The sequence below is a fragment of the Butyrivibrio sp. AC2005 genome, from assembly GCF_000424145.1.
Classification (GTDB): domain Bacteria; phylum Bacillota; class Clostridia; order Lachnospirales; family Lachnospiraceae; genus Butyrivibrio.
Map to the genome: position 1 here is coordinate 18,884 of NZ_AUJI01000049.1, position 12,906 is coordinate 31,789.

The 12,906-nt window shown below is 36.7% G+C and carries 13 protein-coding genes; 7 read left to right on the forward strand and 6 right to left on the reverse strand.

Features of this window, described 5'->3' with window-relative positions:
• Window positions 1-114 precede the first annotated feature (114 nt).
• Window positions 115-453: a helix-turn-helix domain-containing protein gene (locus G602_RS29070; RefSeq protein WP_049945238.1), complete on the forward strand. Its 339-nt coding sequence runs from the start codon at window positions 115-117 to the stop codon at window positions 451-453.
• A gap of 121 nt (window positions 454-574) precedes the next feature.
• Here G602_RS29070 and G602_RS26745 read toward each other — a convergent pair whose 3' ends face one another.
• From G602_RS26745 to G602_RS0114220, 3 genes are all read right to left on the reverse strand, one after another.
• The gene (locus tag G602_RS26745; RefSeq protein ID WP_049945239.1) at window positions 575-1,186 is read right to left on the reverse strand and encodes a hypothetical protein; all 612 of its coding nucleotides are present in this window, start codon (window positions 1,184-1,186) and stop codon (window positions 575-577) included.
• A complete protein-coding gene (locus G602_RS31000) occupies window positions 1,183-1,338 on the reverse strand; it encodes a hypothetical protein (RefSeq protein WP_196808682.1) in 156 nt (51 codons plus the stop codon). The genes G602_RS26745 and G602_RS31000 overlap by 4 nt, the downstream gene beginning before the upstream one ends.
• Window positions 1,339-1,586: 248 nt before the next feature.
• Window positions 1,587-1,808 (reverse strand): hypothetical protein, encoded by a 222-nt coding sequence (locus G602_RS0114220; RefSeq protein WP_196808683.1) that lies wholly within the window; start codon window positions 1,806-1,808, stop codon window positions 1,587-1,589.
• Between the two features lie 374 nt (window positions 1,809-2,182).
• Between G602_RS0114220 and G602_RS0114225 the strand changes: the two genes are divergently transcribed.
• The 6 genes from G602_RS0114225 (at window position 2,183) to G602_RS0114250 (ending at window position 7,429) form a co-directional block, all read left to right on the forward strand.
• Window positions 2,183-3,973, forward strand: a complete 1,791-nt coding sequence (locus G602_RS0114225) for a recombinase family protein (protein WP_026659603.1) — start codon at window positions 2,183-2,185, stop codon at window positions 3,971-3,973.
• On the forward strand, window positions 3,966-4,787 hold the full coding sequence (locus tag G602_RS26750; protein WP_049945240.1) for a hypothetical protein: 822 nt from the start codon (window positions 3,966-3,968) through the stop codon (window positions 4,785-4,787). Before G602_RS0114225 ends, G602_RS26750 begins: the two co-directional genes overlap by 8 nt.
• On the forward strand, window positions 4,780-5,706 hold the full coding sequence (locus tag G602_RS0114235) for a hypothetical protein (protein WP_026659604.1): 927 nt from the start codon (window positions 4,780-4,782) through the stop codon (window positions 5,704-5,706). Before G602_RS26750 ends, G602_RS0114235 begins: the two co-directional genes overlap by 8 nt.
• The gene (locus tag G602_RS26755) at window positions 5,703-6,596 is read left to right on the forward strand and encodes a DUF6551 family protein (RefSeq protein WP_044932167.1); all 894 of its coding nucleotides are present in this window, start codon (window positions 5,703-5,705) and stop codon (window positions 6,594-6,596) included. Before G602_RS0114235 ends, G602_RS26755 begins: the two co-directional genes overlap by 4 nt.
• A gap of 156 nt (window positions 6,597-6,752) precedes the next feature.
• The gene (locus tag G602_RS0114245) at window positions 6,753-7,034 is read left to right on the forward strand and encodes a type II toxin-antitoxin system RelE/ParE family toxin (protein ID WP_026659605.1); all 282 of its coding nucleotides are present in this window, start codon (window positions 6,753-6,755) and stop codon (window positions 7,032-7,034) included.
• Window positions 7,035-7,132: 98 nt separating this feature from the next.
• Window positions 7,133-7,429 (forward strand): HigA family addiction module antitoxin, encoded by a 297-nt coding sequence (locus G602_RS0114250; RefSeq protein WP_026659606.1) that lies wholly within the window; start codon window positions 7,133-7,135, stop codon window positions 7,427-7,429.
• Window positions 7,430-7,510: 81 nt separating this feature from the next.
• On the opposite strand, the gene G602_RS29075 is transcribed toward G602_RS0114250, so the two are convergent.
• From G602_RS29075 to G602_RS31005, 3 genes are all read right to left on the reverse strand, one after another.
• Complete coding sequence (locus G602_RS29075; RefSeq protein WP_155829913.1) at window positions 7,511-8,260, reverse strand: hypothetical protein; 750 nt, start codon at window positions 8,258-8,260, stop codon at window positions 7,511-7,513.
• 163 nt (window positions 8,261-8,423) lie between these two features.
• A complete protein-coding gene (locus G602_RS0114260) occupies window positions 8,424-10,733 on the reverse strand; it encodes a hypothetical protein (RefSeq protein WP_026659609.1) in 2,310 nt (769 codons plus the stop codon).
• A gap of 144 nt (window positions 10,734-10,877) precedes the next feature.
• Window positions 10,878-12,906: hypothetical protein (locus G602_RS31005; RefSeq protein ID WP_196808685.1), on the reverse strand; the 2,029-nt coding region annotated here is incomplete at its 5' end.

Consider the following 12,906-nt stretch of genomic DNA (forward strand, 5'->3'; position numbering starts at 1 on the left):
AGTACGTTAAAAAGGATAATATCCGAAATAAGATAACATTATTTAGAGACGTACCATTCAGAAAAACATATCTGCAAAAACCATAAATCTGTCTCGTAACTATATCGGTGAAAAATGAAAATAAATTATAAGGTTGTGGGGAAAAGAATAAAGACGCTTAGAATTAGCAGAAATATCACACAGGAGCAGATTGCTTATCAGATCAACTCCTCTCCTTCGTATATCAGCAACATAGAACGGGGAATAAAAAAGCCCAGCCTTGAAAAACTGGTGGAAATAGCTGAAGTTCTGGGTGTAACCGTCAATGACTTCATTTATAATGCATCTGAACCATATGTAATATATGAAAGCCATGAATTATCCGATATTATATCTGAATGTACTCCGGACAGTCAGCGAATGCTGCTTGGAAGTCTGACTTCTATCATAAAAGCTGTTAAAGGTAGTGAGTAATACGATATACTATGCAACGTTAAAAAAGGCAATCTACACACTCATGTAGATTACCTTTATGATTTAAATATTATCAGTGATTATTCAGTCTTGACAGAAAACCTCGGAAGCACATGTTTTCCTATTGTTTTTCATCAGTATCCAAATCATAGAAAATATCTCTTCGCATGCTAATAGTTTTAGCATTTTTTCGAGGAGTTATTGCCTCGTTATAAACAAAACCATTTTTTATGTAAAATTCAGGGGTGTTAGGGTAATATTCTATATCCGCATCAACTGTAATGAACCTACATGCAACTCCACATTCAAGTACATCATATGCATATGTTGTGGCAATATCGATCGCAAAAGATCCGTAACCTTTTCTGCTTGCTTTATCGCTAAGTTTTTTGTTTATAGCAAGTTTTCCAAGCTTTATCGCAGGCAATGCCATGAATGTCACTTCATTCAGATTAGATTCATCTTTTTCTTCTTTTGTGAGACGAATAGTATCCGCAGATAATGAAAAATAACCAATAAGTTCATTTGTTTCATTATGAATTATTACAAAAGTCCTTGTTATACATAATTCTTCTAATAGCGGGGCATTTAATTTTAAAAAGCGAACATATTCCTCCGCTTTACCACAATCAAAAGAATACTGTGAGATATCTCCTATATTTTTTGAACTGATAGGATAGATACTCACAGTATTCGCAATTTCCTCAAATTCATCTGGTGACAAATAACTCATTTCTTAACAATTTTCTTCCTTAATTTCAGATTATGTTCATTTCTTTTTATAGCAACAGAAGAAGGCTTTGATAATGCTTCTTGTACAATTTTTTGTGCATATTTACCCGACAAATTTGGGGTGGGTTGAACTGGTTTAACATAAGCACTCATATTATTGCCTCCTTTCCAAATATCTTATACTATAGTACTCTTTGATAATATATCGACAGAGTATGTGTAAAATTTTATCTCAAAATCTGAGTTTACACAAGTCTCTTTTCAATTCTATTGTATATACCCGCCACTGCTCTTTCAATAAAACCATTTAATTATTCATAAATGTTTCATAATTTGATTTACATCACATATGTAATAAAGCCTTTCTTAAAAGTATTTGTTCTTTGGAAGCCAACATCATTTCAAACATATAATAACCACAGCCAGCTCGTTTTCTGAGAGCTTTGAAATTCTGAATGCAGAATGGGATCAGATTCCTCAAAAAGAGAACAAACGTCAAAGTGGAGAAAATCAGCCATTTCTTCAGTTCTGCAAATGAAGGGATGTTTTTCTTGTTCAAGACGGTCAATCACTTGACTATTTATTCCTGTTTTGATGCTGAGTTCCTCTTTAGTGATGCTCAAAGAGCCTCTTGATATCTTTATTATTTCAGGCACCTTCTTCTGAGATAAACATTTCATACGACCATTTCCTTCTAAAGAAGAACCATTTGTTTTATTTTCTATTTATCAATTATAGAACACCATATTTTTACCGGCAATCGTTATAAAGTAGATGAATGGTTAGTTCTTTGATAATGATATTTCCAATTAATTCACTTTATAAATTCTTTATATTCTTTTAATCAGATTATTTAACCTACAGGGCATGTTTTTAACCTCTGGAGCATGGCAGTATATTCCCCGCACAGATATCATGAGACCATAACAACCAACAAAGATCTTCAGCCAACCCACTAAAGGCACACAGGATCCGCATAAACATATGAGGGATATACATGACAGAACAGGAAAACCAGGCAGGAACAAACAACCAAGTCAAAGAAAAAATCCGTGAGCGCTACAAAGGTGTCGGTGAGGATGTCCTAGACGTTATCCCTGCAAAGCCCCAGGAAGATTTCTACAATCCGAACACCATGAAACGAGTGGCAGCGTATTGCAGAGTCAGCACGGATGATCCCCACCAAACATCTTCGTATGAGCTTCAGAAGAACCACTACGAGGACATGATCAAGAACAGAGCAAACTGGGAACTTGTCGGCATATATGCAGATGAAGGAATCAGCGGCACCTCACTCCAACATAGAGACAACTTCATCCGCATGATTGATGACTGCCACGCAGGAAAAATAGATATCATCGTCACAAAAAGTGTATCAAGATTCGCCCGCAATATTCTTGACTGCATAGGATATGTAAGGCAGCTAAAATCCCAGGATCCACCCATAGGAGTATTCTTTGAAAGCGAGAACATTTTCACACTGGACCAGAATTCAGAAATGGCGCTGTCTTTCATAGCAACTCTTGCCCAGGAAGAAAGCCATACAAAATCAGAAGTCATGAACGGATCCATCGAAATGCGCTTCAAAAGAGGAATCTTCTTAACCCCGGTCCTGCTTGGATACGATCACGATGAGGAAGGAAATCTCATTATCAATGAGGAAGAAGCAAAAACGGTAAGACTCATCTTCTTCTCCTACCTCTATGGATATTCAGCACAGCAGATTGCGGATGCACTGACCCAGCTTGAGCGCTATACCAAGAAGGGCAATCAGTTTTGGTCATCAGGCAGCGTCCTGCAAATCCTGTCAAATGAACGCTATTGCGGGGATGTTCTTGCAAGGAAGACCTTTACTCCAAACTTTCTCGACCACAAATCCAAGAAAAACCGCCATGACAGGAATCAGTATCGCCAAAAGGACCATCATGAACCCATCATAACAAGAGAGGATTTCTTTGCAGTTCAAAAACTCATACGAAACGCAAAGTATGGAAACAAGGGATATTTTCCTGTGATGCATGTCATAAAGGAAGGAATCCTTAAAGGATTTGTATCCATTCATCCCAAATGGGCAGGCTTTACAGAGGACGACTATTACGAAGCATCAACCAGCATAAATGATGATAATGCACTAATCCCTTCAACCCCTTTGGAAATAAAGGTACATAAAGGTAATTTTGATCTCTCAGGATATGAACTTGTAAGGGCGCAGTTTATGTCTACACACGGACAGATGATGCTTTCGATTACCGATACAAACCTCTTTTTCAATGCCATATGCATAAAGAAGATGAATAATCCGGCAAAGGTAGACATATTCGTTCATCCAACAAGGAAAATCATAGCAGTTCGAAAAGCAATCGAGAACTCAAAACATGCAATCCAGTGGTGTAAGCAGAAGGATGAAATAACGATCCCTGCACATATCAGCGGAGCGGCATTCATCCCCACCCTGTACAAACTGTTTGGATGGAAAAGCGGAAACCGTTACAAACTAATCGGAAATGCTCACAGCAAAAATGGAGAAACAGTCCTTATCTTCAATGCAACGGAAGCATATGTCATGGCAGATAACCACCCTGCATATCCTGCTAAATGGGCAAACAGTTTTGGGGATGAATACTACAAGAGTACTGCCCTCTTTAATGAGGATGAACCTGATGAAAGCTGGGATGTGGACAGCCAGGGCTCAATGTATATGGTGCCGGATGAAAATGTAACCACAAGGGAGGAAGCAGCAGACAATATAAAGAGTATTCTTGGGGAGATAGGAGCAAACGATGAATGAGACCATAAACAATCCCGAAGTATCTCAGGGAACCACCACCACAGAAGAAATTGATAAACCAATCATATTAGAAAGAATCACCATGGCACCTGCGCTAATAGCACTAAGCACAGATAGTAATAATACAAAAATACCTGAGCCCGTAACAAGTGATTCTTCGCAGGAAGCGAGCAATTTGACTCCCCCAGCTCCACTTCCGGCAGAAGAACAACAATCCCAGCCAGAGCCCTTCTCCTTCCATGGATTCCAGGTAGTACGTGGAGAATTCTTTGCTCATCTCTTTGAGCCCTCAGTAACATTTAAAGATGAAAAGGTATCCGTAAACGCAGCCTGTATCCGCAAGCTTCCAACCGTGGAATATGTTCAGTTCTTAGTACATCCTGAGAAGAAAATGCTTGCGGTAAAGCCATGTAGCGAGGACTCAAGAGATTCCTTCAGGTGGTGCTCTCCTGCCGGAACCCTGAAAAAAAGAAAACCCAAAACGATAACATGCCGTGTATTCTACGCAAAAGTAATGGAGCTAATGGGATGGAACAAAGACTACAGATACAAAATCCTAGGAAAGCTTGTCTGTACACCGAGCGACAAAATCTTCATATTTGACCTTGCATCATCCGAGGCATATAAGCGAAAACAAAAGGACGATTCTGCACCTGATACAAAGCCCAGATACTCTGCTGATTGGAAAGATCAGTTTGGAGTTCCAATAGAAAACCATGATGATGGCTTTAACCTCAGCATATTTGATGACAGCACTGTTTTCAGGATTGAGAGGGAAGAAAAGAATAATAGTGAGGAAAATGCATATGAGTGACAGCATACAATTTAAATCAGATCCGGAATTTGATGTACTGTTTCAGCCATATAGTGAAGAAGCAAAAGAAAAAATAAGACAGCAGATATGCGCAGACATCACATGCCGCGTTGTTCATACCTGGGGAGACAAGTATCTTCTGAACCATATAACATATGACCTTCTTAATGAAATGGAAATACCGGTCATTTATAAAAAACATTCTTTCAATAAAAAGATCGAGGCAGCTCTGTATATCTGCATAACACAAGCAAGACGACCGGATCTTACAAGCAGATACAAGAAATTCCTTATAGGCAGGGAGTATTATTACAGAACAATCATCGAAAAAGAGACAAGTATAGAAACAAATACCAAATGCAGGCTATCGACCCTGATAGGAACTAAATATGATATAACAGGGTGTAGCGTCTACAGATACAGCAATGTGGCAAAAGCTATCTGTGATATATATTCCAAGAATCAGGCAATGGCTCTTTTTATTCTTATGGATAAATGCATCATTGCACATGAGACAGTAATTGAACTATCAAGACTAAAAGCAGATCAAATACATGCGGTATATAAAGCTGTATGTGATAAGACTATGCCGAGAATATCGCCAAAGCTTATTCATTCTGAAGCAAATCGTCTTTATAAAGAAAAATGCAAGTCGCATTCACAGCATGAACAAGAGAAAAAATCTTGTGAAAAGGCACCTGCAATAAGACAGATGCCGGCATATGATCCTGATGCAGAGGTGAACAGCCTCTGTATGACGATAGATTACTGGGTAACATCTATTCAGAGAGTTAATAATAAAGTAAAGCTTAATCATATTACTACTGACGCTAGGATTCGGTTAATGAAAAAACTATCATTTCTGGATAACTCATCGGGGAGCCTTCAGAAATCTCTTGTAGAAAGGATAAACGCATGAATGAAAATTATAATGAGTTCGTTCCGAATGTCCATTTTGAACTGATTCCTATAAAAGATCTGGTATCAAACCAGGAATATCAGCGTAAACTTTCTATGTATCATGTAGAAAAAGCAGTTGAAGATTTTGATCTTAATCAGATCAATCCTGTGAAGGTAAGCCGTAGGGATGGTGTAAACTATGTATTTAATGGTCAGCACACGGCAGAAATAGTTGCGAAGGCATCAGGGAGCCGCGAAACACCGGTCTGGTGCATGATATATGATGACCTGGAATATGAGCAGGAAGCAGATATTTTCGCGCATCAGATGACAAATGTTAAACCTTTACAGCCTCTGGAAATATTTAAGGCAAACTGCGAAGCAGGAAATGAAAAAGAGCTTGTGATTAAGGGACTTGTTGAATCTTATGATTTAAAAGTGACCACGGGCAATGTCCCGGGAAGCGTTTGCGCTGTCGGTGCCCTTGAGAACATATTTGACCGTTATGGTTATGATATGCTTGATAAAGTTTTGCACCTTATCATCATTACCTGGGAGGGTGAGCAGAAGTCATTCTCAGCTAATATGCTTAACGCCGTAGCCAGATTAATCTATTGTTATGGCAATGAAATTAAAGAGGATGTTTTTAAAGAAAAACTCGGAATAGTTTCTATGAAAGAGATATCTAAATTGGCGAAGGAGCGCCGTCCAGGTTCCCTCGGATATGCCGAAGCTATGCTTCTATTCTACAGTAAGCGCATGAAAAATCCTCCATCCTGGGGCAAACTCTATATGACCAAGCAGGAACGGGAAAAGGCTAAGGTTTCGCCAATACAGCAGGAAGATGCCTCGCAGGAGGCATCGCAGACTGTGACATCTGAGGAATCTACAGATATTCAGGTTGGATGAGTGTATAATCAAATGGTTTTGTCGTAATGATTCGATATTGATTGTGATGTACTTCTCTAAAACCATTATACCTGTTTGACATATACATGCTAAACGAGTATAATAATGGTATAGAAAAGCTTTTCTTTAAATTATATGGGGAGGAGGAGGAGCAATGTGATAAAAAGTTTCGCGGATAAAGACACGGAATCAATATTTCAACAGAAATATGTAAAGGGAATTCCGCAAGATATCCAAAAACGGGCATTAAGAAAGCTTATAATGATAGATGCTGCTAAAGAAGATAAAGATTTCAGAGTACCGCCAGGAAATCATTTTGAACATCTTCAGGGAGACAGACTTGGTCAGGTAAGTATTCGGGTTAATGACCAATACAGGATATGCTTTAAGATTAATAGTAACGATTGTTACGATGTAGAACTAGTAGATTATCACTAATAAGTTTTTATTTTGACTTTTTAATTAGCTGATAAAAGATATGTTTAACTATTATGTATATATAGCGGATTTATGCTATACAGAAAGAGATTATTACTATGAATAAAAGGATTGAGTTGCCAACAGTAAGTGAAATATTAAGAGAAGAATTTATGGAACCGTTCGGTATTTCTGCTTATCGCCTAGCAAAAGATATAAACGTACCCGTATCCAGGATTCAGGCAATACTTAATGGCAACAGAAAGATTACTATAGATACGTCAATACGATTAGGGAAATATTTTGGTGTTTCATATGAATATTTCCTAAATATTCAAAATGCTATAGACATAAGAGAAGCAAGTGACAATATGCCTGAGGATATAAAGAGCATAAAGGAATTGATGTATAACTGATTTTTAGACACCGGATGTTTTATTCGGTGTCTAATTCTTGTTATATCCTTTTTGGTGTGCAAGATTGGTGTGCAAGATATGTTATTTGCTATTTATAATCTCCCACTGCAGAAACATAGCATACAAATAACTCGCCCCAAAGCATCCCAATTTCTTCGGTCCTTTAATACATCCCACTATTTCTTGCTCCTTCATGGCATTGATAAAAGCAAGCTCTATTGTAGATCTGGTAATACTCTTAGAATGTTCTTTCCGGTCAATAATTATTTCGTCTGTCGTATCACCAGTACGTGAAGAAACCTTAAGTGAATACCTAAACTTAACAGCACCTTTACCATCTCTGTCGCTTGTCATGAACGGATATCCCTGATAAAGAACCACACAATTCCAAAGTGCGTCAAAACATGAGGAATAGTCATTATCAGAGCAATTGTCAATTAACTTTCTCAGATTACCTGCTGCAGCCTTACGTTTTCTATTTCTTTCAACACGTACTCCTAAAGTGGTTTTCGGATCAATATTGTAAATACCCTTCTCATAAGGTAATGAAGCCTTTACAGCTGCAGGCTTTAATCCGGTAAGCTTACAGATATCTTCAATGCTTTTATCCTCATTCCTTAGTCGGACAACTTCTCTTATAAGCGCAGTACTGAATAATCCACGCGTTATCAGAATTTTTCGGATTCTAACTGTAGATGTATCATATTTATTTGCAAGTTCTGATAATGAGGGATGTGATGTATTCTTTATCTGATCATCATATGGTTCTCCATATGATGATGCTACAGCATCCATAAATTCTTCTGAAGGAATAATATTCTCTTTCATCATATATGTTTCCTATATGTTACAAGCTAAAATCAAATCAAAAATAATAACAACAAGAATGACTTCAAAAATAATGTCAAAAGAGCGATAGTATTATCCAACGACTAATTTTATTGTATAATCTGGATCTTTGAGAAAAGCACTAACAGCGTCCTTCCAATCTAAGTTAGCTTGGCTTTTGCCCTTTAAAATCAGTATTCTTTCTGATTTCTTTAATAGTCTCTTCATGCTTCTTCTCATATTCCGCTCTCGTTTTCATTTGCTCCTCGGTACTCAGATTTACAAGATTTTTATCATCCATTTCCCAATGCTTTACAATATTCAAAGAATATGATTCCCGTTCTATCTTGTATTCTCCACAACTGATAACTAATTTTATGGGACACAATGATTCAAGAAAGTCATTATTCAACGGATCCTTTTCCGATATAAATCTTATGAAATCTTTTTCAGAAAACATTTCATTTTGCCAATATCGCCACTTTCCAAAGCTACTATTAATCTCCCCACCTGTAAGTATCATATACAATTCATGTATGTATCTAACTTGATGCTTAAAACCATTAGGTGCAGTGAAAATTCTGTTTCCCAACAAAATCAGCGTATGTATCTCATAGTCCCTAATAGGTACTCCCCAGTTATTCAGTATTTGCTTTCTTGACGCAGAATCAGTCAATGCAGAACTACTCAGGTCTAATTGGTCTTCGGCTTTCTTTATATAATCATATGTTGTTCTTAATTCAAAGGGGCTTGTCGGAAGAATAGAATTTTTACATTCAATCAAATATAAATGTCTCTCTGACCATACAACGAGATCTACTTCACCTGACTTTCCGTTATATTTTAGTTCACGGCCTTCTTTATGGCTAAATATTTCATTCTGATAATCAAATATCTTTTTTGCATATATCTCAAGTGGTTCCGATGCACCATTAGAATTTGTCTTTTGTGAATCATTCTTTCTTTCCTTAACGATTACATTTCTTATAAGATTTGAGGCTGACAAAACAAAAGGAACAATCAAGTACTGATCTATGTTTACTTTTATAATCGGGGTAGCCTGGATATCTAGAAATCCATTACCATCCCAGCAATACAGCTTAATAAGATTTTCTGCTTTTCTCTTTCCGCTAACAAACAGTTCAAGTAACTTAATCAAGTCTTCTTTTCTAAATGTAGGAACTATGGATTTAGCAATTGTTTCCAATTCTCCATTATGTTCTTCGATAAATACTTGCTGTGCATATGAGACAAAGGTAAAGAATCTTTTAAAAAGAATAACGTCTTTTATTGTGCATATATCAGTAATCTTGTAACGCAAAAGCTCATCAGTAGGCAAAAACATTTCATGAGCAGCATCCTCTATCTGAACTATTTCTTCAGCAAAAAACTCAGGTTTGCTATAATCCTTGGGCATGAAGTACTGCAGTAATGGTGGATAAAATATCATTCTGTAACGTTCAACGTCGGTGTCCTTATTTACGAGTTTAAATACAAAATCAAGGTGTTTCCTGATTTCATCTGCAAGATCATAAATATTTGCACATTTCTCCAAGGATTTATAGTTCCATATATTTCTGGTTTGTTCTTGGAACTCTGTTTTAATGAATCCGAGCTGTTTTGATTTCTCAATATTATGTTTATCAATAATCCGATATAATGTGCTACCATCAACATTTTCTATATCGTAACCATAATAGTCAATATCAACTTCCCACTCAGATACCAATTTTCTTTTTGCTGCTATAAGAATTAAATCTGCCAGCTCAATACTATTCTTTATAGTAGCTATATCAATCCAAATAGGGCTACTACTTCTTTGGTGTAATTCATAGTATCTTGAAATAATATATGATACAGCCTCGCCCAATTCCTCCAGTGAATAATAATCCGGAACATCGTAATTGAGTACTTTATAAAGCTCCAAAGCCGCCGCTTTATTGGATTCTCTTTGCCCTTTTGACAATCTGAATAGAAGTTCTAAAATCGTTAGTAATTCCATCACGATATTGGATTCTAATGTAACTCCATTAAGTTGAAAGCATCGCTTTTTCTTTTCATGCTCTTCTATTATTGAATCTATCTTCTGATCACAATTCTTATAGTATTTAGTAAGCCAACGTATTTCATATTTATGATCGAGGTATATTTCAGTCTCTTTTGATACATTTAGCAACGTTTTGTTTGATATTAACCAATCAAGAATACGTTCTGTTCCATGCCAATTCAAATAATAAGCAAATAATCCCCGCTGACGAGCAAAAATAAGACCATCATCACCAGCAAAGTGAGTATACAGAATAATGCAAGCCAAAATCTCATTTATCTTTGTACTTTGAAAAGATCTTATTGGCTTTTCCAGAATTTCTCGATTCTTTCTGTTCCATTTAATAGCTGGATTTGAAAGAAAAGAGATTATTTCATCATAAGAATTCTTATCAATAGCAGAACTAATTCTTTTTATTGCGTTTATCATATAATCCTCCACTATTAAGACTTCTTTAATTCTTTGATCTCAGGCTCATACTCTATGTAAGGAAGTAAAGTCATGCATTCAAGAAATACCTTGTATTCACTGGTACACCACTTTTCTATTTAGATATCAAGCAGCTCCTCATAGCTACAACCCATACATCATCTGCAAAGTAGCTATCGTCTTCTTCAAAGAGTTTTCTTCATGATATGCTTCATAATTGGCATTATCAGCGACTCGCTTCATCTCCTTAAACACGCGCCTCTGCTCATTTCTCATATCATGAGCTATAGCATATTCAAGCTTTGCCGTAAGAAGCATAAAGTATGACTCCTGAAACTCTATTTCATCTGGATATTGACTACTCCAGGCTTTCGCATCATTAATCACATAATCCGGTACTTTGCGAAAGCTTGATGTCTCATAGTATTCTTCCCTGCACACAGATATGTATGCTGATCTGACTTTCATATTATCAGGATAATCTTTCAAATATCCTTTAAGTTTTTCAAGCTGTCCATGCAGTTGCTCCTTATGCAGTATAAAGGTAACTGTATATACATTTGCTGTGGTCAATGCCAAAACCTCAGCTACAGCTATATGCTTGTGCTTGGCATACAGTTCTTCAAGATAGTCCTCAAGCTCCTTGAGACCTTCTACGTCATTCTTTCGATTAAGAGCAAGCATCCAATCTTTCACTGCTTCCATAGCCATACTAATAAGATCATCAGAATAATCGTACTGTTCAAGGATTTCCTGTATCTTGCTCCACTCCGAGCTAAACTCCGCTCCTTTGGTAAACTTTCCATCAATGATTACCCTATAATTCTCACAGAGAACATATCCGAACATACTATTCTTTGGAAGCAGATCCGTTATAGCACCTATCTTACCAACATAATTAATAAATTTATCTTCAGCCCCAACACTGTGAAGTACTACGCAGTACTGCTTAAGTACATCTGCCATTTCATCACGAATATCCAGATAGTCAGAGAAATGCTTGATATAATCAATGAATTTGCATCCACTATCAAAGATCCTTTCCATATTGTCCCTCTCGCCTAAGACATGAGCAATACGATTCCAAAGCTCAATCTCAAACTTAGGAAATATCGGATTTATACGCAAAAGAGCATCTTCTACTGATCTAAAATCCTTTATTTTGTCAATCCTGACAAGCAGGCTGATATAATATTCAAAGTAGTTTAGCGCTTCATTAGGAGGAGTGATAGCTATTTTCTGGAATAATTCACAACTATCATTGTCTTCAAGAACAAGATTTAAGAAGTGAGATAAACCAAGAACTGAATTTGATCTTGCAAGTTTTGTAAACTTAACAACATCATGGGGCTTTACGACATGCCTGACTACAAACTCCCGTATTATATCCGGCAGAGTCGCCTCGATAACCCATGCGTGATCCGGCAAAGCATTAGACTTAGTAACATTATGTTCATGTAACTTTTTAAGCTGTTTCTTCTCATCATCTTCAAGCAACCCAAGATTGTTGAACATGTTTAGATATACTTCATTAGGATCTGCATGTAATTTTATATAAGATGAAGCATAAGCAAACTTATCCTCCTGATCCATGGACTTTATGTGCTTAACATCTTCTTCATCCATTACTGTGTCAGCCTGTTGCATCGCATTTTCCGGATTATAGAATGCATCAAGAATTGGATCATCTTCAGAATCATATTCTTCTTGTTCATGCATGAAAACAGACAAATCCGCTTTAGTATTTTCAAAGCCAGATTTGTTCATGTTTTTATCCAAAAACTTCGTCATGCTATCGCAAGCCTTACTGAGATAATTATCTCCATAGACATCCGTAATATTAAATCTATCAATTGCACAAGCCATTGCCAAAAGATTAAGATATGAATCCAGAAGGTCATCACTATCATCTAAGATGGTCTTCCATCTGATCTTTTCTCTTTCGATGTATTCTTCCAGCAGTTCATCTGACGATGTTAAAGAAAGCTTACCTTCTTTTCCCACCCACACTTCAATAAAGATGCTAAGGTACAATGGTCGATAGTAATCGTCGCTTATAGAATTTCTAAAGCTTTCCTGTATTTTCTTACTAAGATTATCAATATCAGTTAAGTAATCATCTGCTAAATCACTATTATCTATCAACGGCAGATATGACTTAAAATAATTTTGA